The organism is Microbacterium sp. ZXT2-5 (assembly GCF_055329545.1).
Window position 1 is genome coordinate 2,825,815 of sequence record NZ_JBUZWD010000001.1, and the last position, 22,940, is coordinate 2,848,754.

General features: G+C 70.8%; 21 protein-coding genes. 14 read left to right on the top strand and 7 right to left on the bottom strand.

All coding sequences use genetic code 11. The features are described from left to right. Positions 1-3: 3 nt before the first annotated feature. Entirely contained in the window at positions 4-234 is a 231-nt protein-coding gene (locus tag ACZBH1_RS12630; protein WP_463646553.1) for a hypothetical protein, read from the bottom strand. Positions 235-363: 129 nt separating this feature from the next. Between ACZBH1_RS12630 and ACZBH1_RS12635 the strand changes: the two genes are divergently transcribed. Further along, positions 364-729 carry a DUF7882 family protein gene (locus ACZBH1_RS12635; protein ID WP_336396543.1) on the top strand — a complete coding sequence of 122 codons (366 nt, stop codon included), beginning with the start codon at positions 364-366 and terminating at the stop codon, positions 727-729. Between the two features lie 25 nt (positions 730-754). After that, the gene (locus ACZBH1_RS12640) at positions 755-1,159 is read left to right on the top strand and encodes a pilus assembly protein CpaE (RefSeq protein WP_336396542.1); all 405 of its coding nucleotides are present in this window, start codon (positions 755-757) and stop codon (positions 1,157-1,159) included. Between the two features lie 55 nt (positions 1,160-1,214). On the opposite strand, the gene ACZBH1_RS12645 is transcribed toward ACZBH1_RS12640, so the two are convergent. After that, positions 1,215-2,423 (bottom strand): MFS transporter, encoded by a 1,209-nt coding sequence (locus ACZBH1_RS12645; RefSeq protein ID WP_463646554.1) that lies wholly within the window; start codon positions 2,421-2,423, stop codon positions 1,215-1,217. Positions 2,424-2,787: 364 nt separating this feature from the next. Between ACZBH1_RS12645 and nrdH the strand changes: the two genes are divergently transcribed. The 6 genes from nrdH (at position 2,788) to ACZBH1_RS12675 (ending at position 10,226) form a co-directional block, all read left to right on the top strand. Further along, complete coding sequence (gene nrdH / locus ACZBH1_RS12650) at positions 2,788-3,021, top strand: glutaredoxin-like protein NrdH (RefSeq protein WP_336396540.1); 234 nt, start codon at positions 2,788-2,790, stop codon at positions 3,019-3,021. Between the two features lie 3 nt (positions 3,022-3,024). Next, a complete protein-coding gene (gene nrdI, locus ACZBH1_RS12655; RefSeq protein WP_452325001.1) occupies positions 3,025-3,468 on the top strand; it encodes a class Ib ribonucleoside-diphosphate reductase assembly flavoprotein NrdI in 444 nt (147 codons plus the stop codon). Further along, positions 3,453-5,606: a class 1b ribonucleoside-diphosphate reductase subunit alpha gene (gene nrdE / locus ACZBH1_RS12660; RefSeq protein WP_336396538.1), complete on the top strand. Its 2,154-nt coding sequence runs from the start codon at positions 3,453-3,455 to the stop codon at positions 5,604-5,606. The genes nrdI and nrdE overlap by 16 nt, the downstream gene beginning before the upstream one ends. A gap of 32 nt (positions 5,607-5,638) precedes the next feature. Next, positions 5,639-6,613 carry a class 1b ribonucleoside-diphosphate reductase subunit beta gene (gene nrdF / locus ACZBH1_RS12665; protein WP_463646555.1) on the top strand — a complete coding sequence of 325 codons (975 nt, stop codon included), beginning with the start codon at positions 5,639-5,641 and terminating at the stop codon, positions 6,611-6,613. 738 nt (positions 6,614-7,351) lie between these two features. Next, on the top strand, positions 7,352-9,412 hold the full coding sequence (locus ACZBH1_RS12670) for an elongation factor G (RefSeq protein WP_378881631.1): 2,061 nt from the start codon (positions 7,352-7,354) through the stop codon (positions 9,410-9,412). A 151-nt stretch (positions 9,413-9,563) separates the two neighbouring features. Beyond that, positions 9,564-10,226 (top strand): hypothetical protein, encoded by a 663-nt coding sequence (locus ACZBH1_RS12675; protein WP_463646556.1) that lies wholly within the window; start codon positions 9,564-9,566, stop codon positions 10,224-10,226. Positions 10,227-10,229: 3 nt separating this feature from the next. Here the strand turns inward: ACZBH1_RS12675 and ACZBH1_RS12680 are convergent, their stop codons facing one another. Continuing rightward, a complete protein-coding gene (locus ACZBH1_RS12680; RefSeq protein WP_463646557.1) occupies positions 10,230-11,339 on the bottom strand; it encodes a class I SAM-dependent methyltransferase in 1,110 nt (369 codons plus the stop codon). Positions 11,340-11,431: 92 nt separating this feature from the next. Here ACZBH1_RS12680 and ACZBH1_RS12685 point away from each other — a divergent pair, with 92 nt between their 5' ends. From ACZBH1_RS12685 to ACZBH1_RS12695, 3 genes are all read left to right on the top strand, one after another. Next, entirely contained in the window at positions 11,432-11,869 is a 438-nt protein-coding gene (locus tag ACZBH1_RS12685) for a MarR family winged helix-turn-helix transcriptional regulator (protein WP_463646558.1), read from the top strand. A gap of 24 nt (positions 11,870-11,893) precedes the next feature. Continuing rightward, positions 11,894-12,358: a DUF3817 domain-containing protein gene (locus tag ACZBH1_RS12690; protein ID WP_463646559.1), complete on the top strand. Its 465-nt coding sequence runs from the start codon at positions 11,894-11,896 to the stop codon at positions 12,356-12,358. 107 nt (positions 12,359-12,465) lie between these two features. Further along, positions 12,466-15,024 carry an ATP-dependent Clp protease ATP-binding subunit gene (locus ACZBH1_RS12695; RefSeq protein ID WP_463646560.1) on the top strand — a complete coding sequence of 853 codons (2,559 nt, stop codon included), beginning with the start codon at positions 12,466-12,468 and terminating at the stop codon, positions 15,022-15,024. A gap of 99 nt (positions 15,025-15,123) precedes the next feature. Here ACZBH1_RS12695 and ACZBH1_RS12700 read toward each other — a convergent pair whose 3' ends face one another. Beyond that, positions 15,124-15,843, bottom strand: coding sequence for a DUF72 domain-containing protein (locus tag ACZBH1_RS12700; RefSeq protein WP_452324995.1), 720 nt, complete (start codon positions 15,841-15,843; stop codon positions 15,124-15,126). A gap of 127 nt (positions 15,844-15,970) precedes the next feature. Here ACZBH1_RS12700 and ACZBH1_RS12705 point away from each other — a divergent pair, with 127 nt between their 5' ends. Further along, entirely contained in the window at positions 15,971-16,843 is an 873-nt protein-coding gene (locus ACZBH1_RS12705; protein ID WP_463646561.1) for an LLM class flavin-dependent oxidoreductase, read from the top strand. Beyond that, a complete protein-coding gene (locus ACZBH1_RS12710) occupies positions 16,840-17,610 on the top strand; it encodes an LLM class flavin-dependent oxidoreductase (RefSeq protein WP_463646562.1) in 771 nt (256 codons plus the stop codon). The genes ACZBH1_RS12705 and ACZBH1_RS12710 overlap by 4 nt, the downstream gene beginning before the upstream one ends. A 9-nt stretch (positions 17,611-17,619) precedes the next feature. On the opposite strand, the gene ACZBH1_RS12715 is transcribed toward ACZBH1_RS12710, so the two are convergent. After that, entirely contained in the window at positions 17,620-18,867 is a 1,248-nt protein-coding gene (locus ACZBH1_RS12715; protein ID WP_463646563.1) for an endonuclease/exonuclease/phosphatase family protein, read from the bottom strand. A 145-nt stretch (positions 18,868-19,012) separates the two neighbouring features. Here ACZBH1_RS12715 and ACZBH1_RS12720 point away from each other — a divergent pair, with 145 nt between their 5' ends. Continuing rightward, complete coding sequence (locus ACZBH1_RS12720) at positions 19,013-20,578, top strand: ATP-dependent DNA ligase (protein ID WP_463646564.1); 1,566 nt, start codon at positions 19,013-19,015, stop codon at positions 20,576-20,578. An 18-nt stretch (positions 20,579-20,596) separates the two neighbouring features. Here the strand turns inward: ACZBH1_RS12720 and ACZBH1_RS12725 are convergent, their stop codons facing one another. Continuing rightward, a complete protein-coding gene (locus ACZBH1_RS12725; RefSeq protein ID WP_378881605.1) occupies positions 20,597-21,253 on the bottom strand; it encodes a response regulator in 657 nt (218 codons plus the stop codon). Next, positions 21,250-22,914, bottom strand: a complete 1,665-nt coding sequence (locus ACZBH1_RS12730) for a sensor histidine kinase (RefSeq protein WP_463646565.1) — start codon at positions 22,912-22,914, stop codon at positions 21,250-21,252. The genes ACZBH1_RS12725 and ACZBH1_RS12730 overlap by 4 nt, the downstream gene beginning before the upstream one ends. Positions 22,915-22,940 lie beyond the last annotated feature (26 nt).

Genomic DNA, 22,940 nt, shown 5'->3' on the forward strand with positions numbered 1-22,940 from the left:
GAGTCACGTATGGCGCTCGACGACGGCGTCCCGCGCGTAGCTCAGCCCGACGTACTCGCCCAGGGGCCGACTGAACTCGTCGCGCGCGAGGTACCGCGCGCGCCCCAGACGCTCGATGGAGCCGAGGAATCCGCCGGAGGCGTTCCCCACCCAGAAGCCGCTGTCGACTTCGTGCCAGGTCGCGGTCGAGCGATCTTCCCGGATGCGCCCTGCGACGCGTTCGACCATCGTCATTTTGTCTCCGTAGCATACTCACTTGGCGATTATGACGTCTAGTGAATTACACAACCGCTGTGATACATATTCACTGGTGTTGACAGATGGTGGACTGTATGCCACCGACGGCGTGAGGAGGATTGAGAGATGGCACAGCTGTACTACGGAGCAGAGGCCCGTCCCGCCGAGATTCCCGACCATGTGCTGGCGCACATCAAGGTGCTGGCGGCGACCAAGCTGCGTCGCGGGGAGTCGTTCATGCTCACGTGGCCGAACGGCGAGGACCCGGCGCAGGGCCGCACCTCGGTGTGGATGCAGCCTTCGATCCCGCTCCGCTTCGTCTTCGACGGTCCCGAGCCGGACAGCCTGGATCGCGAGTACCTCCGCACGCTCGCCGACGAGGCGATGTCGGGCCGGGGGATCGTGCTGGAGTGGAACGGCGAAGCGCCGGACGCACCGAGCGCCGAGACAGGCCCGGAGCAGCCCCGCCCGGTGTCTGCGGTCGCCGCCTGACGCCCGGCACGCGCACAATGGACTGGTGATCTCGACCGAACTGGCGGTGGCGCTGCGCGATGCCGGCCTCATCTGGCATCCGCGTTCCGGCGACCGGTTCCAGCTGAACGAGCCGGAGTTCGAGGCCGACGTCTTCACCGTCAGCGAGATGACGATCGAGCCGAGGGAGTACGCCACCGGCAAGCTGCTCGCCTTCAACGGCACCACGGAGTGGGCGCTGGACTCCGTCGCCCTCGAGGACGCGCTGTGGCTGCCGCACGAGCACCAGCTGCGCGAACTCCTGCGCGGGGCCTTCCGCGCGCTCCGGCGCCTTCCGGACACGCACGAGGTGGAGATCGTGCTGGGCGGGGAGCGGCGGGTGTTCGAGCATCCCGAACCCGCCGACGCCTACGCGCTCGCGGTCCTGGAGCTTCTGGGCCGTCTCGCGTGACGTCAGCCCTCCGACGTGACGGAAGGGCGGACGCGGCCGGTGCGCAGGCTGGACGTCAGCCGATCGTGCTGACCGGCTCGGTGTCGGGGATCGGGCTCGCGCCCCGCACGCGCAGATCGGGGAGGCCACGGACGAAGGCGATGGCGACCGTGAGCGCGAGGCCGCAGAACGCCGCCGCGGCGATGTAGGCCGCAGCCACGCCGCCGGGGCCGTCGATGAGGAACCCCGCCACCGCCGAGCCCACCGCCGCGCCGATGAGCTGCCCGGTGCCGACCCACCCGAACGCCTCGGCCGTGTCGCTGAACTTCACGCTCGCCGTCGTGACCGCCGAGAGCACGGCGAGCGCCGGAGCGATGCCGATGCCCGCGACGAAGAGCGTGGCTCCGATCCACCACACGTTCAGCCACAGCGCCGTCAGGGCGAGCCCGAGCGTCACCACCGTCAGCCGCCGGGCCATCGCCCAGGACCCCATCGGCAGGTGGCCGAACGCGAAGCCGCCGATCAGGCTGCCGACCGAGAAGACCGCCAGCACCAGTCCCGCCTGGAGTCCGCCGTGATCGAAGGTCGCGACCACGGCGGCTTCCACGGCGGCGAACGAGCCGATGAGGAGGAAGCCGATCACCGTGGCGATGAGGATCGCCGGGCGCGTGAGCACCGTGCCGAACGACCTCTTGCTGCGCGGGATCCGGACGCGTCCGACCTCGGGGGAGAGGATGAACCACGTGCCGCCCGACACCAGGATCACCACGACCAGCACCAGCCCGACGACGGTGCCGGCCTGCGTGGCGACGAAGGTGATGAGCACCGGGGCGAGGATCCAGATGACCTCCTGCAGCGACGCGTCCAGCGAGTAGAGCGCGGTCAGCTGCGTCGAGTTCACCATCTTGGCGTAGATGGTGCGCACCGCGGCGACGATCGGCGGGGTCGAGGCGCCGGCGAGGAATCCGAGCACGATGTAGACGGGCACCGGGACGACGAGGAACGCGATGGCGGAGAGGGATGCCGCGCAGACCGCGGTCGTCAGCGTGAGCACGCGCCGCATGCCCCAGCGGCCCATCCAGCGGCTGGTGACGGGACCGGCGAGGGCCTGTCCGATCGAGACCGCCGCCAGCACGACGCCCGCCGCGCCGTAGGAACCGGTGATCCCCTCGGTGTGCAGCAGGATGACGAGACTGATCATCCCGTTGGGGAATCGTGCCGTCAGCTGGGCGGCGATGATACGGGCGACCCCGGGAGTGCGCAGGAGTTCCCGGTAGCCGGCCACCTGTAAACGCTACGTCATGCGCGGCCCGGCCGACGACACGCCGACGACACGCCGAGGCGGCTCTCCACAGGCGAATCCGATGCCGGTCGCCGATGCGGCATCGCCGCTGTGGAGGAACGGGCGGCAGGGGCCGGGAAAGCGTGGGGATCCAGGCGTTTTCCAGGCTTCGTCCGCTGTGGATGGATCGGTGGACAACCTGTGTTGTACATGGGGAGAACGGTGGAAAATCACACGGATGTAACTACTAGCCCTTGTGGTGCTATCGGATGTCGGTACCCATATGTAGTATTGGACTCCCGGTGGGGGGACTACCGGGAATCGCACCGGATGCCACCGGGGGAAGCACTGAGGAGACGGAATCGACATGGCGATCACGGTTTACACCAAGCCCGCGTGCGTGCAGTGCACGGCCACTTATCGGGCGCTCGATTCCAAGGGGATCGAGTACGAGATCCACGACCTCTCGGAGGACCCCGCGGCCCTCGAGCAGGTCAAGGCGCTGGGCTACCTCCAGGCGCCGGTCGTCATCACCGATGAGGACCACTGGTCGGGCTTCCGTCCCGACAAGATCGACGAGCTCGCCTCGCGACTGGGCTGACCGATGTCCGTCGTGACGCAGCGCGTCGCGACAGACGCGCCGCTGCTGGTCTACTTCTCCAGCGTGTCGGGCAACACCGCACGCTTCATCGAGAAGCTCGGCGCCCGGGCGGTCCGGATCCCTCTGCACACGACGGATCCGGCGCTCGTGGTCGACGAGCCGTACGTCCTCGTGACTCCCACCTATGGCGGAGGCCAGGGTAGGGGAGTCGAGAAGGGCGCCGTTCCGAAGCAGGTCATCCGGTTCCTCAACGACGAGCGCAACCGGCGCCTCATCCGCGGAGTGATCTCCGCGGGGAACGCCAACTTCGGCGAGCACTTCTGTCTCGCCGGCGACATCATCAGCCGCAAGTGCCACGTGCCGCACTTGTATCGGCTCGAGGTATTCGGCACGCCTGAAGATGTGGAACGCGTGAACGCGGGATTGGAACGATGGTGGAAACTCTGACGCAGAGCGACTTCAAGACTCAGGCACGGTTCGAGGGCATGGACTATCACGCCCTCAACGCGATGCTCAACCTGTACGACGCCGACGGGAAGATCCAGTTCGACGCCGACAAGCGCGCCGCACGGGAGTACTTCCTGCAGCACGTGAACCAGAACACGGTGTTCTTCCACTCCCTCAAGGAGCGCCTGGACTACCTGGTCGAGAAGGAGTACTACGAGCCGACGGTGCTCGAGAAGTACCCGTTCGAGTTCATCCAGCAGCTGAACGACTTCGCGTACGGCAAGAAGTTCCGCTTCGAGACGTTCCTCGGCGCCTTCAAGTACTACACGAGCTACACGCTGAAGACCTTCGACGGCAAGCGGTACCTCGAGCGCTTCGAGGACCGCGTCGTCATGACGGCGCTGGCGCTGGCCGACGGCGACCAGAAGCTGGCCACCGACCTGGTCGAAGAGATCATCTCCGGCCGGTTCCAGCCCGCCACCCCGACGTTCCTCAACGCCGGCAAGGCGCAGCGCGGCGAGCTCGTCTCGTGCTTCCTGCTGCGCATCGAAGACAACATGGAGTCGATCGCGCGCGGAATCAACTCCGCCCTCCAGCTGAGCAAGCGGGGCGGCGGCGTCGCCCTGCTGCTGTCGAACATCCGCGAGTCGGGTGCTCCGATCAAGCAGATCGAGAACCAGTCCTCGGGCATCATCCCGGTGATGAAGCTGCTCGAAGACAGCTTCAGCTACGCCAATCAGCTGGGCGCCCGTCAGGGTGCCGGCGCGGTGTACCTCAACGCCCACCACCCCGACATCATGCGCTTCCTCGACACCAAGCGCGAGAACGCCGACGAGAAGATCCGCATCAAGACGCTGTCGCTCGGCGTCGTGGTGCCGGACATCACCTTCGAGCTGGCCAAGAACGACGAGGACATGTACCTCTTCTCGCCGTACGACGTCGAGCGCGTCTACGGCCAGCCCTTCGGTGACGTCTCGGTCACCGAGAAGTACCGCGAGATGGTCGACGACCCGCGCATCAAGAAGACGAAGATCAACGCCCGCGAGTTCTTCCAGACGCTGGCCGAGATCCAGTTCGAGTCGGGCTACCCGTACATCATGTTCGAGGACACGGTGAACAAGGCCAACCCGATCAAGGGCCGGATCAACATGTCCAACCTGTGCTCCGAGATCCTCCAGGTCAACACGCCGACGACCTACAACGAGGACCTCTCGTACGCGCAGATCGGCAAGGACATCTCCTGCAACCTGGGCTCCCTCAACATCGCCCTCGCGATGGACGGCGGCAACCTGGCCAAGACGGTGGAGACCAGCATCCGCGCCCTCACCGCCGTCAGCGACCAGAGTCACATCCGCTCCGTCCGCTCGATCGAGGACGGCAACGACCGTTCGCACGCGATCGGCCTCGGGCAGATGAACCTCCACGGCTACCTGGCGCGCGAGCACGTGCACTACGGCTCGGAAGAGGGCGTCGACTTCACGAACATCTACTTCTACTCGGTGCTCTTCCACGCGCTGCGCGCGTCGAACAGGATCGCCATCGAGCGTGGCGAGGTGTTCGACGGCTTCTGGGATTCCAAGTACGCGACCGGCGAGTTCTTCGACAAGTACATCGACCAGGCATGGGTCCCGGCGACCGACAAGGTGAAGGACATGTTCGCCGGTCACCACATCCCGACGCAGGACGACTGGCGCGAGCTGAAGGCGTCGATCCAGCAGCACGGCATCTACAACCAGAACCTGCAGGCGGTGCCGCCCACCGGCTCGATCTCGTACATCAACAACTCCACCTCGTCGATCCACCCGATCGCGGCCAAGATCGAGATCCGCAAGGAGGGCAAGCTCGGCCGCGTCTACTACCCGGCCGCGTTCATGACGAACGACAACCTGGAGTACTACCAGGACGCCTACGAGATCGGCTACGAGAAGGTCATCGACACGTACGCCGCCGCCACCCAGCACGTGGACCAGGGGCTGTCGCTGACGCTGTTCTTCAAGGACACCGCCACGACGCGCGACATCAACAAGGCCCAGATCTACGCCTGGCGCAAGGGCATCAAGACGATCTACTACATCCGTCTGCGGCAGATGGCGCTCGAGGGCACGGACATGTCCGAGTGCGTCTCGTGCACGTTGTGATCCGACCTGAGACTTTCGGAGAAGAAGGAAAGATGAGCGAGAAGCTCCAGCTCCTGGATCACGTCCAGGCCATCAACTGGAACCGCATCCAGGACGACAAGGACCTCGAGGTGTGGAACCGCCTCGTGAACAACTTCTGGCTGCCCGAGAAGGTGCCGCTGTCCAACGACATCCAGTCGTGGAACACACTCACCCCCGAGGAGCAGACCCTCACCATGCGGGTGTTCACCGGGCTCACCCTGCTCGACACGATCCAGGGCACCGTCGGCGCCGTTTCGCTGATCCCGGACGCCCTCACCCCGCACGAGGAGGCCGTCTACACGAACATCGCGTTCATGGAGTCGGTGCACGCCAAGTCGTACTCGTCGATCTTCTCGACGCTGTGCTCGACGAAGGAGATCGACGAGGCGTTCCGCTGGTCGGTGGAGAACGAGAACCTTCAGAAGAAGGCTCAGATCGTCATGGAGTACTACCGAGGCGACGAGCCCCTCAAGCGCAAGGTCGCCTCGACCCTGCTGGAGTCGTTCCTGTTCTACTCGGGCTTCTACCTGCCGATGCACTGGTCGAGCCGCGCCAAGCTCACCAACACCGCCGACCTCATCCGCCTCATCATCCGAGACGAGGCCGTGCACGGCTACTACATCGGCTACAAGTTCCAGCGCGGGCTCGAGAAGGTCGATGAGGCCACTCGCAACGACGTCAAGGACTACACGTTCTCGCTGCTGTACGAGCTCTACGACAACGAGGTGCAGTACACGCAGGACCTCTACGACGGCGTCGGTCTCACCGAGGACGTCAAGAAGTTCCTGCACTACAACGCGAACAAGGCCCTCATGAACCTGGGCTACGAGGCGATGTTCCCCGCCACGGTCACGAACGTGAACCCGGCGATCCTGTCGGCTCTCTCGCCGAACGCCGACGAGAACCACGACTTCTTCTCGGGGTCGGGCTCGTCGTACGTCATCGGCAAGGCCGAGGCCACCGAAGACGAGGACTGGGACTTCTAGATCACCCCCGGGCCGCGGCGGGTGAATCGCCGTTTGGCCGGCCTCCGGACAGTCACGAGCGCCCCGGCGTTCCTCACCCTCGGGTGGGGGATGCCGGGGCGTTTCGCGTGCAGCGCATTGTCCCCCGAATGGGGGACACGGTAGTGTTGCGGCCGGGCGGGGAGCGAGGTCCTGGGAATATGACCTCTCCTCGGCCGACTGGGGAATCTCTGGGGCTACGCCGCCGACCTTCCCCGTGCGCACCCCCCGGCGCATAGGAGGGTCCCTCGGACGCTGCAGATAGAGCCTGTAGCGTCCGAGGGACCTGGGCGTCCCCCGCAGCGTTGTCACACGCCCATTGGGGAGGGGCTCGGCACTGGGGATGCCTTCGTAACGCGGCCGAACATGTGCGGGGATCGACCCGGTGCCACCATACCGAGTGGACACGGCATTTTTCGCGATCCTCGCGCGAGGCGCGCCGTACAGGTGTTTCACAGGATCGCTCCGAACCCGCCGACGAACTCCCCGAAGTCGCGTAATAGACACCCCGGTGCGGTGTCTCTTCAATGGGGGATGACGCCGGAGCCCCGGTCCGGTGCCCCGGCCGCGAGTCCCGAGCTTGCGGCTACCGGGGGTGCCGACATTCTCGCGTCGGCCCCCCGGTCATATCTCCCCTCGACCGATCGCCATCTGGCGCCGTCGCGGCTTCCCCGACACGATGGACCTAGTCGTGAGTCCGCACCGTCGCGGGAGGTCTTCGTGGATGCCGCGTCCCCTGTCACACATCGCACCGTCGCGCTCATCGGGGCCAGCGGCGCCGGCAAGACGACTCTCGCCGAGGCCCTGCTGCACCGCGCCGGTGCGATCCCGAGAATGGGGAGCGTCGAGCAGGGCACCACCGTGTGCGACTTCGAGGCCGAGGAGACCGCGCGAGGCGTGTCGCTGGGACTGTCGCTGGCGTACCTGGTGTGGGCGGCCGAGGGCGGCAGCACCGCGCTGACGCTGGCCGACACGCCGGGGCATCCTGATTTCATCGGCGCGGTCGACGCCGCGCTGTCCGTCGCCGACGTCGCTGTCGTCGCCGTCAGCGCCGTGGACGGCGTGACGGCGGGCACGAAGGCGGCGTGGGCGGCCGCCGAGGGGGCCGGTGTCCCGCGCATCGTCGTCGTGACGCAGGAGGACCGGGCGCGCGCCGACTTCCGCCGCGTGCTGGGAGAGCTGCGGAGCACGTTCGGCTCGCGGCTCGTGCCGCTGGAGCTTCCCGTGGGCGAGGAGCAGGGCTTCCATGCCATCGCCGACGTGCTCGGCGAGCACCTGCTGGTGTACGACGAGGGGGGTCGTCATCAGGAGGAGCCCATCCCCGCTGACATCGCCGACGAGGAGCACCGGCTCCACCAGGATGCGACCGAGGAGATCGTGTCGCACGACGACGCCCAGCTGGAGGCGTACCTCGACGGCGACGAGCCGTCCGCCCGCGAGCTCGGCCGCACCCTCGCGAAGGAGGTCGCCGCGAACGAGGCCGTCCCCGTGCTGCTGTGCTCCGCCGGCTCGGAGGCCGGCGTCGACCGCGTGCTGGATCTGCTCTGCGAGCTCGCTCCCGCGCCGGGGACGAGAGACGGGTCGATCCGCATCGGCGTCGACGACGACGGCGAGGGCGGTACCGAGCAGGCGGTCGCGATCGACGCGGCCGGCGAGCCGCTGGTGCATGTCTTCCGCACGCTGGCCGATCCGTTCGTCGGACAGGTCGCGATGCTCAAGGTGCTCTCCGGGGTGCTCCGGCCGGGGGACCGGCTGCACAACGCGACGACCGGTGCGGACGAGCGGATGCCGGCCCTGTTCCGGCTGCGCGGCGCCGAGCACCTCCCTGCCGACGCTCTCCGCGCCGGCGACGTGGGCGCGGTGGCCAAGCTCGCCGGCACGCCGTCGGGCTCGCTGCTGTGGAGCAGGCCGCGCACCGGTGCGCGGCCGAGGCGCCTGCCGGAGCGGCATCCGGTGTACGCGGTGAGCCTGGAGCCGGTCTCGCAGTCCGACGACGCGAAGCTGACGACCGCGCTCGCGCGGCTCGTATCGGACGACCCGACGCTCGTGGTCGATCGTGCAGGCGGGGCGACGGTCCTCCGGGGCCTCGGCGACACGCACGTCGCGGTGGCCGTCGAGCGGCTGGCCCGCGTGCTGGGCGTGCACGTCGAGACCTCGCCGGCGCCGGTCGCCTACCGGGAGACGATCGCGGGCACGGCCAGCGCTGAGGGCAAGCTGAAGAAGCAGTCGGGCGGTCACGGGCAGTTCGCGGTTGTGCAGTTGCGCGTCTCGCCGCTGGCGCCCGGCGGCGGGTTCGAGTTCCAGGACTCCGTCGTGGGCGGTGCCGTACCCCGCTCCTACATCCCCGCCGTCGAGAGGGGTGCCCGTGACGCGCTGGCGACGGGAGGGCCGCAGGGGCATCCAGTGGTCGACGTGCGCGTGGAGCTCTACGACGGCAAGGCGCACTCGGTCGACTCGTCCGAGATGGCGTTCCGCACGGCGGCATCGCTGGGGGTGAAGGCGGCACTGGCGCAGGCGGGCACCGTGCTGCTGGAGCCGGTCTCGAGGGTGACCGTCACCGTCCCGGCGACACTGCAGGGCCCGGTTCTCACCGACCTCGCCGGCCGCAGGGCTCGCGTCGGTTCCACCGAGCGCAGCGACGACGGCCGCGCCCGCATCAGGGCGACGGTCCCAGACTCCGAACTGCGCCGGTACGTGCTCGACCTGCGCTCGCTCACTGCCGGCCAAGGTGAGCTCGAGATCGTGCCGGAGCGTTACGAGCCGGCCAACGGGGTGCGCTGACGGGGCGCCCGCTCCGCACCGGCACGCGCCCGGAGGCGAATTAAGCCGAACGCGTGACACGGGGCCGTCTGCGTTCCTACAGTGGTCACATCGACGCGGGCTGTGGGAGCCTGCGGACCGGTGTCGCACGCGGTGGAATGGGGAGTGGGCCGTGGAGATGGACTCGGGATCCAAGGGCGACGCGGCCACCGCCGCGCCGGTGACGCGCGGAACGCTGATCTGGTTCGGCCTCGCGTTCGTGCTGCTGTCCTTCTTCGCCGCCTTCCTCGGGTCGTGGCTGGCGAGGAGCGTCGACACGGCGGACCCCGCCCCGTCGCCTTCCGCCACCGTCGCGACGCCCGAGTACGACGAGGTGCTCGCCGACGTGCTGCCGGCGGGCTCCGCCGTGCGGGCGGGCTCGGGACCGCCGGAGTCGGGCAAGGGGTATGAAGGCGATGTGTACATCGACATCCTGACCGCGGACCTGTATCTGTTCCAGGAGGACTGGTCCTTCGTGGCGAACCTGCGGGACGCGGCGGCTGAGAACCTCAGCGGCGAGCAGGGCCCGGAGGGCGCCCAGGGCCCCGCCGGCCCGCAGGGCGAGCAGGGCGAGGAAGGCGAGCAGGGGGAGCAGGGGGAGCAGGGGGAGCAGGGGGAGCAGGGTGCGCCCGGCACCCAGGTCCTGCTCGGCACGTCGGAACCGGACGCGGACGCCTGCGCAACGGACGGAGATGTCTTCATCGACATTGTGACGGTGCAGTTCTACCAGTGCGCGGCCGGCGAGTGGGTGCTGTTCGGCCCGACGCCCGCGCCCGAGCCGTCGCCGGACGAGTAGACCTCAGCGTCGCGTCGACGCGGTGACCGTGAACTTGGCATTCCGGCCGATCTGCGTCGTCGGGCCCACGATGCGCTCGAGTGCGGAGCGGTACCGCAGACCGGAGTTCCACACCGCCCACAGCCGCCCGCCCGGCTGGAGCACGCGGGCGGCCTCGGCGAACATGAGCGGGGCGATGCCCTCGTGCACCGCTGAGCCGGAATGGAAGGGCGGGTTGAGGGCGATGAAGGCAGCGCTGCGGTCGGCCCGCGAACGCAGCATGTCGTCGCGGACCACCTCGACGCGGTCCGCGACGGAGTTCGCGGCAGCCGTGGCCAGGGCGGATGCCACGGCGGCGGCGGACTGGTCCGTCGCGAGCACGCGCAGCTTTGGATTGCGCAGCGCGAGCGCGGTGGCGATCACGCCGGTGCCGCAGGCGAAGTCGATGGCCGGCGACGCGCGATCGTCTGCGAAGGGGAGATGCTCCAGGAGGAACCGGGTGCCGATGTCGATCGAGGGGCCGGCGAACGCGCCGCCGAACGCGCACACGACGAGGCCGTCGTGCACCTGCATCCGAGGCTCTGGGTCTGCGCCGCCGCGGGGCTCACGGGCGACGAGCACCCGCGACTTCTGGCGGGCGTGGCTGACGTCCAGCCGTGCGAATCGCTCGCGCAGGACGTCGTTCATCGCGAGCGACATGTGCTTCACCCGCCCGCCCGCGTAGACCTCCACGTCGCGGGCCGCGTGCGCCGCGACCAGCCCGGCGATGTCGCGCAGGGCGTCGAGGGAGCGCGGCAGGCGCAGCAGCACGACCCGCGCGTCGCGCACCAGCTCCGGGTCCAGCGGCAGCGACGAGAAGGCGTCACCCAGGCCGCAGTGCGCGGCGTTGGCGGCCAGTGCCCGCTCGCCGGTGAGCGGGTCCTGGTGGACGCGGACGCCGCGCGCCCCCTCGGCCGCTGCGCCCAGCGTGAGGGCGCCGTAGCCGTCGCCGATGACGACGAGCTCGCCGGCGTCGGCTCTGCGACGGGCGGCGGCCGATTCGTCGAGGAGCAGCCGGTCCGCAGCATCCGCCGCCAGGAGATCGGGAGCCTCGACGTCGGGCCACCGCCGCAGACCGTCGATCGAGAACGTCACCGTCCCACGGTATCGGTCGCCGCGTGGGATGGATCGGCCGCCCGGCCGCGGATGAGCGGCGCTCGGACGCGCCGGGGGCTAGCATTTAGCCCGTGTCCGAGCGTCCGTTCAGCCCCGTCATCGCGCTGCTGACGGTGGCGAGCGTGTGGGACCAGCACCTCGGCGCCCAGCTGCGCGACCTCGGGCTCACCACCAGGAAGTACGGGCTGCTCGCGCACATCGACGTGACCCCGGGCATCTCCTTCAGCGAGCTCGCCCGCCGCTCTCAGATCACGGTGCAGTCCGCGCACACCGCCGTGCAGACCCTCGTGGACGCCGGACTCGTCGCCGACGCCACCGCGCATGCCGGAGCGGCGTCCGATCTTCGCGTCACCGACCGTGGCGGCGCGGTGCTTCGGGCAGCCGAGGAGCGACTGGCCAGGCTCGACGCCGCCCTCGCGGACGGCGCGCCGGAACTCGCCACCGCGCTCGAGGGACTCCATGAGGAGCCCTACGGGTTGGACCGCCCCCCACGCCTTCAGGGAACCTGAAGGAGTTTCAGCTACGCTGAAGGTGTGTTTCGCAACCCGCATTCCCTGTTCCGCTTCCTCGCCATCGCGGAAGCCGTCTCCTGGACCCTCCTCATCGCCGGACTCATCGCCCGTGCCGCCACGGGGTGGGCGCCGGGCGTCACCATCGGCGGCGGCATCCACGGCTTCATCTTCCTGTCGTACGCGGCGACGGTCGTCCTCGTCGCGCTGAACAACCGGTGGCGGGTCGCCCCGACCGCCGTCGCACTCGTCAGTGCCGTGATCCCCTATGCGACGATCCCGACCGAGCTGTGGCTGCAGCGCACCGGACGGCTGGCAGGAGCGTGGCGGCTGGAGGAGACCGATGACCCGCGCGACGCGAGCTGGTTCGACCGGCTGATGCGCTGGTTCCTGCGGCGACCGTGGGTTCTCGGTGCGCTCATCGCGCTCGCGGTGATCGCGCTCTTCGTGGTGCTGCTGATCCTCGGCCCGCCCGGCGGGCGCGACTGAGCCGTCACCGCCGGGAATAGCCCGCGCCCGAGCTCGCGTTGAAGTTGACATCGCAGGTATCAAGTTCAAGACTTGATACTCGTCCACTCAAGTTCAGGAGAGACGGAATGCCCGAAGACTTCACCCCACAGGCCGGCGGCGAGGAGAGCTCGTTCGACGAGTTCCTGGCACGCTACCTCGCGGGGGAGCGTGCGCGCGCAGAGCGCTCCATCGATCTCAGCCGGTACCTCGGCGCCCGCACGCAGGAGCTCCTCCAGCGCGCCGGCAGGTACGCGCTCGAGCGCGGCCAGCACGAGTTGGACGCCCTCCACGTGCTGCGCGTCCTCGTCTCCGAGCCCCCGGCCCGGGACGCGGTCCGTCGCATCGGCGCCGACGTCGCGGCGATCGTGCGCGCCGCGGAGGACCGCCTCCCCGCCGCGTCGGCGGCTGCCGACGTCGACGGGGCCGTCGTCACCTCGTCGGTGCAGCGCGCCCTGTTCCACGCCTTCCAGGTGGCGCGCTCATCCGGCTCGACGTACGTCGACCCCGAGCACCTCTTCTTCGCGCTGGTGCTGGCGCAGGACACCCCTGCCGGTCAGGTCCTGGCACGGGCCGGCGTGACCGCCGAGGCGCTCACGCAGGGCGCCCGCGAGACGGTGTCGCCGTCCGCGGCACCCGACGGCGATGACGAGACGGATGCCGCGGCATCCGGCACCCCCATGCTCGCCGCGTACGGCACCGACCTGACGGCTCGCGCCGCGGCCGGCGAACTCGACCCGGTGATCGGGCGGGCCGACGAGATCGAGCAGACGATCGAGATCCTGAGCCGCCGCACCAAGAACAACCCCGTGCTCGTCGGCGAGGCCGGCGTGGGCAAGACCGCCATCGTGGAGGGACTCGCCCAGGCCATCGTCGACGGCGCGGTGCCGGAGCAGCTGCTCGGCCGGCGCGTGGTCTCGCTCGACCTGCCCGCGATGCTCGCGGGCACGCGCTACCGCGGCGACTTCGAGGAGCGCCTCACCAAGACGATGGACGAGATCGCCGCCCGCAAGGGCGAGCTGATCGTCTTCATCGACGAGGTGCACACCGTCGTCGGTGCGGGCGGCGCCGGTGACGGCGGCATGGACGCGGGGAACATCCTCAAGCCACGGCTCGCGCGCGGCGACCTGCACCTCGTCGGTGCGACCACGCTCAAGGAGTACCGCCTCATCGAGAAGGACCCGGCGCTGGAGCGCCGGTTCCAGCCGGTGAAGGTGGGCGAGCCCTCGATCGAGGACGCCGTGCTCATCCTGCGGGGCCTCAAGTCCGCGTACGAGGAGCACCACGGCATCGTGTACACCGACGAGGCGCTGCGGGCCGCCGTCGAGCTCAGCGACCGCTATCTCACCGAGCGCGTCCTGCCCGACAAGGCGATCGACCTCATCGACCAGGCCGGTGCGCGGCTGCGGCTGCGCCTGGGCGCCCAGGTCGACGTGAGCGGTCTGATCGAGCGGCTGGCGACCCTCGAGGCGGACAAGAACGCCGCCGTCTCGGCCGAGCACTATGAGGAGGCGTCGCGCATCCGCGACGAGATCGGCGACGTGCAGGGGCGGATCGAGCGGGCGACCGCTGCCGGCGCCGCGACCCGCGCGGATGCGATCGTCGACGAGCCGGAGATCGCCGCGGTGATCAGCCGTGCGACCGGCATCCCGGTGAACCGCCTCACCGAGACCGAGCGGGAGCGCCTCGCGGCGCTCGAGGACGAGCTGCACGGCCGTGTGATCGGCCAGGACGACGCAGTGACCGCCGTCGCCAAGGCGGTGCGACGCAACCGCACGGGCATGGGCGACGCCCGGCGCCCGGTCGGGTCGTTCCTCTTCCTCGGCCCGACGGGCGTCGGCAAGACGGAGCTCGCCAAGGCGCTCGCGGCGAGTCTCTTCGACGACGAGGGCGCCGTCATCCGCTTCGACATGAGCGAGTTCGGCGAGCGGCACACGGTGTCGCGGCTGGTCGGCGCGCCTCCCGGATACGTCGGCTACGACGAGGCCGGCCAGCTCACCGAGCGCGTGCGGCGCAACCCGTACTCGATCGTGCTGTTTGACGAGATCGAGAAGGCGCACCCCGACGTGTTCAACCTGCTGCTGCAGGTGCTCGACGACGGGCGCCTCACCGACGGACAGGGCCGCACGGTCGACTTCCGCAACACCGTGATCGTCATGACGTCCAACCTCGGCTCGGAGTTCCTCGCCTCGCGCGGCGGCGCCATCGGATTCCTCCCTGACGGGGGCGGTCCGACCGGCTTCGGATCGGAGAAGGATCTGCGCGATCGCGTGTTCGGCAAGCTCCGCGAGGCGATGCGACCCGAGTTCCTCAACCGCATCGACGAGATCGTGCTGTTCCGCAAGCTCGAGAAGCCGCAGCTCGAGCGCATCGTCCGCCTGCTGCTGGGGGCATCCGAGTCGCGTCTGGCCAGGCGCGAGGTCGACCTCATCGTCACCGACGGCGCCGTGGCGTGGCTGGCCGAGCACGGCTACGAGCCCGAGTACGGCGCGCGCCCGCTGCGCCGGCTCATCCAGCGCGAGGTCGACGACCGCATCGCGGACCTGTTCGTGACGGGTGCGCTGGCCGACGGCGGCACCGTCACCGTGGATGCCGCAGCGGACGGATTGTCCGTCGCAGCCGGTTCGGCGTTCGCGGCGGCCGCATAGCGGACCCCTCAGGCCGAGAGGCGCCGTGCCGTCGGGCACGGCGCCTCTCGTCGTCCGGCCGGCGAGGAGCCCGTCCCCGCGCCGGGAAGCGCCGGCGGCTCACGCCGACAGGAGCCTCCGCAGCGTGCGCGCGTTGTGCACCGCGTGGCCCTCGCCGTCGTTGTTGAAGTACGCGTGCACCTCGTGACCCGAGCCCTCCCACTCGCGGATGCGCTCGGCCCACCACGCGAGGTCGGCATCCGAGTACGAGCCGCGGTACAGGTGCCTGTGGTCCGGGCCGTGAAGGCGCACGTAGACCAGGTGCGCGGTCGCCCGCAGGACGCACGGCAGCCGCGCCCCGCTCATGACGCAGTAGGCGGCGCCGTGGCGTTCCAGCATCCCGAAGACGTTCTCGTCGACCCACGACGGGTGGCGGAATTCGATCGCGGGCCGGGTCCACGCCGGGAGAGTCGAGAGGAAGTGGTCCAGCCGCGCGTCGTCGCGCTCCATCGCGGGATGGAGCTGGACCAGCAGCGGGCCCCGTCGCCCGTCCAGTTCGTGCATGCCCCGCGTGACCCGATCGATCCACACCTCGGGCTCCAGCAGCCGCCGGGCATGGGTCAGCCCCCGCGGCGCCTTGACCGCCATCTCGAACCCCTCGGGAAGCCGGTCGCGCCACGCGGCGAAGCGCGCGTCGGCGGGCCAGCGGTAGAAGCTGCCGTTGAGCTCCACGACGTCGAACTCGGCGGCGTACTGGTCCAGCCACCCCCGCTGATCCCCGTGGTAGAGCACACCTCGCCAGTGCGGGTAGACCCAGCCCGACGTCCCGATCCGTGCCATGTGCCCAGGATGCATGTGCTCCTCGACGCGTCGGGAGCGGGTTGCGAACCGGCAGGGATGCTTGTAGACCCTGCGCTGTCCGCCCGCGTGATCGCGCGGTGTCGGCGCCGCCTGCCAGAGTGGGTCCATGACCCGCATCGGCGCGATCTTCAACCCGTACACGCACACCCCCGACGAGTTCCGCGACGCGGTGCTGGCGGCCGAGCGCGCGGGCGTCCCCGAGCTGTGGGTGTGGGAGGACTGCTTCCGACTGTCCGCCTTCGCCGCCGTCGGGGCCGCACTGGCGTGGACCGAACGGCTGAGCGTCGGGATCGGCATCGCGCCGATGCCGCTGCGCAACGCCGCGGCGACGGCGATGGAGATCGCGACGCTCGAGCGGCTGTTCCCCGGCCGGCTGCTGCCCGGCGTCGGTCACGGGGTGCTGCCGTGGATGGGTCAGGTCGGCGCGCGCGTCTCTTCGCCGCTCTCGCTCATGCGCGAGTACGTGCCCGTCCTGCGCAGCCTGCTTGCCGGCGAGCGCGTCGACGTCGACGGCTGCTACGTCCGGCTCGACGGCGTGCAGCTGGACTACCCGCCGGCGACGCCGCCGCTCGTGTACGCCGCAGCCGAGGGTCCGAAGACGGTGCGGTTGAGCGGAGAGGTCGCCGACGGCACCGTGCTCGATTCCGGACACACCGCGACGGAGGTCGCCGAGCGCGTCTCGGCGATCCGCGATGCGCGGATGACCGCGGGCCGGGCCGGCGAGCACGACATCGTCGCGTACGTGGTGACGGCGTTCGGGGCGGATGCCGAGGCCCGCGCGATCGCCGACGTCGGCGACAAGCCCGACCCCGCCGAGCGCGCCCTGTGGGGGGATCCCGCGGCCGTCGCGGCGGGTGCGGGCGCGTTCTTCGACGCCGGCGTCGACGAGGTGGTCCTGCTCCCTGCGTCGCGCACCGGCATGCCGGAGTTCTACGCCGCCGCAGGAGAGGTCGCCCGGCTCGTGGAGCGCGGGCGGTGAGCGCGCGCGTCTCGATCGGGATCGCGGCGGCCGCCGGCGCCGATCTCGCTGCGCGCCTCGCACCGCAGATCGAGGCCGCCGGCTTCCACGCGCTGTGGGTCAACGACACCCCGGGCTCCGATGCACTGGAGGTGCTCGCCGCGGCCGCTCGCGCGTCGGAGCGTCTGGTCCTCGCGACCGGGGTGCTTCCCGTCGACCGGCGCGAGCCCGCGCAGATCCTCGAGCGCGTCGCCGAGCTGGATCTGCCCGCCGACCGGCTCGTGCTGGGGATCGGCTCCGGCGCGGGCGCCGTCGGCGCGCTCGCGCGGGTGCGCGACGCCGCCGCCGCGCTCCGCGAGGGCTCCCGCGCGCGCGTCGTCGTCGGGGCGCTGGGCCCGCGGATGCGGCGGCTCGGGGCCACGGCATCCGATGGTCTGCTCCTGAGCTGGCTCACGCCCGAGGCGGCGCGCGAACAGGCGGCCGAAGCCCACGGGCGCGCGTCCGACGCCCACGTCGCGCTGTACGTGCGGACCGCTGTCGAGGACGCGGCGATCCCGCGGCTGGAGGCCGAGACGGCGCGCTACGCGGGGTTTCCGGCGTATGCGGCGAACCTCGAGCGGCTCGGCATCGACGCCGGCGCGACGGTGCTGCGTCCGGACGCCGTCGCCGACGGCCTCGCGGCGTACCGTCCTCACGTCGACGAGGTGGTGCTCCGGGCGATCGTGGCCGAGGAGTCCCCGGCGGCGTACGAGCGGTTCGTTCAGGTCGCGGCGACCGCCGCGACCTGAACGAACCGGTCAGCGTCCCGTACGCGGGACCTCGAGGTCGACCCACACCAGGCGGTGGTCGCTGCTCGGGAAGGGGAAGACGCCGGTCAGCGCCGACAGCGGGTCGGCCTGCACGGGCCAGAACACCCCCGCATCGGCGATGCCGAGCTGACGCGAGGGAAGCACGTAGTCCGCGCGCAGGTTGCCCGGTGCCGTGTCGGCGAAGTCGGCGGTGTCGTAGCGCGGGTCGCCGCGGTGGGTGCCGTTGGCGCCGCCCTGCAGCGCGGCCGCCTCGACGGCCCCCGCCGACGCCGGCAGCGGATCCTGGATGCGACGGTTGCCGAGCAGCTGGTCGATCGCGGCGTCGACCGAGTCTCCGTCCAGCGGGTCCGCGTTCTGGTCGCCGAGGATCACGAACGACTCGGCGGGTGAGAGGCCGCCGCGCACACCCTCATCGTCATAGATGTAGCGCCCCTGGCCAGGGGTGACGTAGTCGGCCCAGAACCGGATCTCGTCGTGGTTCCGGCGTCCGTTGCGGTCCTCCGTGCTGTCGAACGTGGGCGGCGTCGGGTGGGATGCGAGCACGTGGACGGTCTGATCGCCCACCTGCACCGGGACGTCCCAGTGCGACTTGCTCGACAGCCGGAACACCGCGAGCTCCTCCGGCGAGTACCAGTCGGCGGGCGCGGCCGTCGCGGGGTCGTCGGGCAGGAGAGCGCCGGGCATGTCCTTCCAGAGGAAGCCCTGGAAGGTGCGCACGTCGTCGGCCACGATCGGATGCTTCGAGAGCACGACCATCCCGTACTGGCCGGGGAAGGCGCCGAAGCCGAACGCGTCGTCGCCGCCGCCGACCGCGCCGTTGTTGTTCAGGTCGAACCCGCTCGGGATGCCGGTGTTGGACGGCGCGACGAACGCGTAGGGATACTCGACGGGGTCGGCACCCTGCTGGCCGACTTCGAGGTAGTTCTCGCGGAACAGGTCGACCGCGATGCCGCCCTCGACGTAGTCGAACTCGTTGAGGAGGACGACGTCGGGATCCGCCCGCTGGATGATCTCGGCCACGGTCCGCGCCTGCGCGTTCGCGCCGGTGGACAGATCCGTGACCAGGTCGCCGGCGTTCGCGCGGTTCAGCGAGAGGTTGAAGGTCGCCACCCGCAGGGTCTCGTCCTGGACGGGGCGACCCGGGGATCCGGGCGCCGCGACGGCGGGCGCCGCGCCGGTGGCGGCGAGGGCGAGAGCGGCGGCGACGGCGAGCGTGCCGCGGAGTCGAGTCGACATCGGGGCTCCTTCGGGGCGAGATCCTGTGACGGTGGGGATACCGCCTCCACGCTAGGCGCGGGAGGTGACCAGCGGAAGAACACCCGAGGAAGCGTCCGCGCGGATGCGCGCGAGGACTGTCGGAGGACGGTGCGACAATGCGGGGGTGCTGCTCAACGATCTCGTCCTCGCGACGGAGGCGGTGGCCGCGACGTCGTCGCGACTTGCCAAGGTGGCCGCGCTCGCGGCGGTGGTGCGCGAACTCGACCCCGACGAGGTCGCTCCCGCGATCGGGTTCCTGGTCGCGAGCCCGAGGCAGGGGCGGCTCGGCGTCGGGTGGCGCGGCCTCAGCGACCTCGACGTCGGCCACGCCGACGCTCCCTCGCTCGGCATCCTCGACGTCGACGCGGCGCTGAGCCGGCTCGCCGGCTCCGACGGCCCCGGATCGGTGGCGGCGCGACGCGGCGAGCTGCAGGCGCTCGCGGCCCGCGCGACGGCGGGGGAGTGGGACTTCCTCCAGCGCGTGATGCTCGGCGAGCTCCGCACCGGCGCGCTCGAAGGCGTGCTGCTCGACGCCATCGCGAAGGCGTCCGACCGCGACGCGCCGGCGGTGCGCCGCGCGGCGATGCTGTCGGGCGATCTCGGCGCGACAGCCCGCGTGGCCCTGGCCGGAACTCCCGCCGACCTCGCCGCCATCGGGCTCGCGGTCGGCAGGCCCGTGCTGCCCATGCTGGCGGCCACCGCGTCGTCTCCGACGGCGGCGCTCGAGTCGATCGGCGGGGTCGGCGGGCAGGCCGCGGCGTCGGTGGAGTTCAAGCTCGACGGTGCGCGCATCCAGGTGCATCGCGACGGCGACGAGGTGCACGTGTACACGCGCAGCCTCGCCGAGATCACGCACCGCGTTCCCGAGATCGTCGACGTCGTGCGGGCGTTCCCCGCCCGGCGGGTGATCCTCGACGGCGAGACGCTCGCGCTCGACGAGGACGGCGGCCCCCGGCCGTTCCAGGACACCATGGCGCGCTTCGGCTCCGAGACGGCCGACGCCTTCGGCGCCGAGTCCGCCCAGGCGGTCGTGCTGCGACCCTGGTTCTTCGACATCCTGCACGTCGACGGCCGCGATCTCATCGACGAGCCCCTCGAGACACGGCTGGGCGAGCTCGCGCGCATCGCCGGCGACGCGCGCATGCCGGGCATCGTCACGAACGATCCCGGGCGGGCGGAGGAGTTCTCGCGCGAGGCTCTCGCGGCCGGCCACGAGGGCATCATGGTCAAGGCCATCGACGCGCCGTATGCGGCGGGGCGCCGTGGCAAGAGCTGGCTGAAGGTGAAGCCGGTGCTGACCTACGACCTCGTGGTGCTCGCGGTGGAGTGGGGCTCGGGCCGCCGCACCGGGCTGCTCTCCAACCTCCATCTGGGCGCACTCGACCCGACCGGGGAGTTCGGCGAGCCCGGCGGCTTCGTCATGGTCGGCAAGACGTTCAAGGGCCTCACCGACGCGACGCTGCGGTGGCAGACCGAGCACTTCCCGGCGATCGAGACCCATCGCTCGTCCTCCGCCGTGCACGTGCGTCCCGTCACGGTGGTCGAGATCGCCATCGACGGCGTGCAGCGCTCGCCGCGCTACCCGGGCGGCGTCGCCCTGCGCTTCGCGCGGGTCAAGGGCTACCGGCCAGACAAGCGGCCCGACGAGGCCGACACGATCCAGACGCTGCGAGCCCTGCTGCGCGGATGAGTCCACCCCCGTCGCGCGTCAACCGCCTGCGACGACATACCGGTGCTCCGGCCGGCCCGTCGTGCCGTACCGCAGCCGGACTTCGACCTGCCCGCGGCTCGCCAGGCCCGCGAGGTGACGCTGGGCGGTCGCGCGGGAGATCCCCACCCGCTCGGCGACCTCGGACGCAGAGGCCTCGCTGTCGCCGAGGCCCTCGAGGATCAGCTGCTCCGTCGCCGATCGCGCCACCGTCGCCGGCTCCGCGCCGCCGTGCATGATCATGAGCGCCCGGTCGATCTGCTCCTGTTCGAGAGGACGGTCGGTGAGGAGCAGGTTGCGCATGCGCGCGTAGCGGTCGAGCCGGTCCGCGAGCGCGCGCGCGTCGAACGGCTTGGCGAGGTAGGCGATCGCACCCGCGCGAAGGGCCCGGCGCACGGTGGTGGCATCGGTCGCCGCCGACAGAACGAACGCGTCGGTGTCGACGCCGGCGACGAAGTCGACGCCGTCACCGTCGGGGAGGAAGGCGTCGACCAGGAGCAGGTCGGGGCGCTGCGTCCGCAGCGCCTGCCGCGCCGCGCCCAGCGAGTGCACCGGAGCCAGCGCGGTGAAGCCGGGGCGGGATGCGACGATGTCGCGATGCAGTCCCGCGACGCGGAAGTCGTCGTCGACGACGAGCACGTGGATGGATCCGGTCACCGGTTCTCCTCCTGGTCCGTGTTCCGTCCGGCGCGCAGCGCGCCGGGGATCCTCGCCCCGAAGACGGCGCCCGACTGCGCGCCGCCGGCGTCGATCACCCAGACGTCCCCGCCGCGGCGCCGGGCGAGATCGCGCGACAGCGGCAGTCCGAAGCCGTGACCGTGGACGCGGTCGCCGGCCCCGTCGTCCGCTTCGGCCTCGACGGGGTCGCGGAAGCCCGCGCGCGCGAACGGGTCGGCGCCGGAGGGGCGGATGCCGCGGCCGGAGTCCGACACGGTCATGACGAGCTCATCCTCGTCTCCGAACAGCGCGATCTCGACCCAGGCAGGCCCGGATCCGTCGACCGCCGCGGTCACGGCGTTGCCCACGAGGTTGCCGAGGATCGCGGCCACGTCCTCCGCCGCCACGACCTCGCTCAGCAGGAGCGTGTCGTCGGAGATGCGGACGCTCACGCCGCGCTCCCGGGCCGTGGCCGCGGTCGCGCCGATGAGCGACGTGAGGAACGCATCCGGCACGCGCTCGAGGCCGGCCACGCCGAAGTCCACCGCGCCGCGCTCCGTGAGGTCGCCGAGGAAGCTGCGCGCCTCGTCGACGCGGTCCGCATCGATGAGACCGGATGCCACGTGCAGCCGGTTCGCGAACTCGTGCCGCTGCACCCGCAGCGCCTCGGTCATGGCACGCACGGTCTCCAGGCGCCCGGCCAGCGCTTCCACGTCGGTGCGGTCGCGCACCACGACGATCCGGCCGAGCGCGCGTCCGCCGCGCACGACGGGGCGGGTGTCGAGGTACAGCACGCGGTCGCCCACCACCGCCTCGACGGCGGACGCGCCCTGGATGACCGCCTCACGGACGGCGTCGGGCAGTGGCAGCTCCTCGAACCGGCGGCCGACCGGTCCGTCGAGCCCCAGCATCCGCTCCGCCGCCTGGTTGCAGACCTGCACCCGGCCGTCGGGCGACAGCGCCAGGACGCCGTCGCCGACTCCCTCCAGGACCGCGGCCTGGTTCTGCACCAGCGCGACGAGCTCCTCGGGCTGCAGGCCCAGGGTCAGCCGCTCGAACCGCCGCCGCAGCAGCAGCGTGGCCAGCGCGGCGAGCGCGACGCCGCCCACGGCAGCGACGGCGATCGTCGCGAGCAGCGCCGGGAGGTCGTCGAAGACGCTCGCGCGCTCGAAGCCGACGCTCACCTCGCCGACCGGCGCGCCCTCGCCCTCGGGGTAGATCGGCACCTTCGCCCGCGCGGACTCGCCGAGCGTGCCCACCTCCCAGTCGACGACCTCGTTGCCCTCGAGCACTTCCGCGAACGGCGTGGAGACGACCTCGCCGAGGAGCGCCTCGGTGGGATGGGCGAGACGGATGCCGTGATCGTCGGTGATGACCACGAAGAGGGCATCGGTGCGCTCGGCGACGTCCGCCGCGATCGCTTGGAGCGGCCCGCCGTGCAGATCCGCGGCATCCGGAGTCCCGGGGTCCGCCGAGAGCTCGGCGACCAGCGTCTTCACGTCCCTGTCCTCGGCGATCGTGCGGGCGATGTTGAGCGCAGCGGCCTCGGACTCCTCGCGCAGCTGGCGGACCCCCAGCCACCCGAACACGACGGCGCAGACCGCGACGACGGCGGCGACGGTCGCGAGCTGCGCCAGCAGGAGCCGTGTCGCGAAGCGCATCCCACCCCCAGCGTCCGTCCCGGTCT

Excerpts from the sequence above, each read along its gene's own strand:
- ACZBH1_RS12635 (WP_336396543.1), top strand. The coding sequence starts at position 364 with ATGGCACAGCTGTACTACGGAGCAGAGGCCCGTCCCGCCGAGATTCCC.
- ACZBH1_RS12695 (WP_463646560.1), top strand. The coding sequence starts at position 12,466 with ATGCCCGAAGACTTCACCCCACAGGCCGGCGGCGAGGAGAGCTCGTTC.
- ACZBH1_RS12730 (WP_463646565.1), bottom strand. The coding sequence starts at position 22,914 with ATGCGCTTCGCGACACGGCTCCTGCTGGCGCAGCTCGCGACCGTCGCC.
- nrdH (WP_336396540.1), top strand. The coding sequence starts at position 2,788 with ATGGCGATCACGGTTTACACCAAGCCCGCGTGCGTGCAGTGCACGGCC.
- ACZBH1_RS12705 (WP_463646561.1), top strand. The coding sequence starts at position 15,971 with ATGACCCGCATCGGCGCGATCTTCAACCCGTACACGCACACCCCCGAC.
- ACZBH1_RS12700 (WP_452324995.1), bottom strand. The coding sequence starts at position 15,843 with ATGGCACGGATCGGGACGTCGGGCTGGGTCTACCCGCACTGGCGAGGT.
- nrdE (WP_336396538.1), top strand. The coding sequence starts at position 3,453 with ATGGTGGAAACTCTGACGCAGAGCGACTTCAAGACTCAGGCACGGTTC.
- ACZBH1_RS12630 (WP_463646553.1), bottom strand. The coding sequence starts at position 234 with ATGACGATGGTCGAACGCGTCGCAGGGCGCATCCGGGAAGATCGCTCG.
- ACZBH1_RS12715 (WP_463646563.1), bottom strand. The coding sequence starts at position 18,867 with ATGTCGACTCGACTCCGCGGCACGCTCGCCGTCGCCGCCGCTCTCGCC.
- nrdF (WP_463646555.1), top strand. The coding sequence starts at position 5,639 with ATGAGCGAGAAGCTCCAGCTCCTGGATCACGTCCAGGCCATCAACTGG.
- nrdI (WP_452325001.1), top strand. The coding sequence starts at position 3,025 with ATGTCCGTCGTGACGCAGCGCGTCGCGACAGACGCGCCGCTGCTGGTC.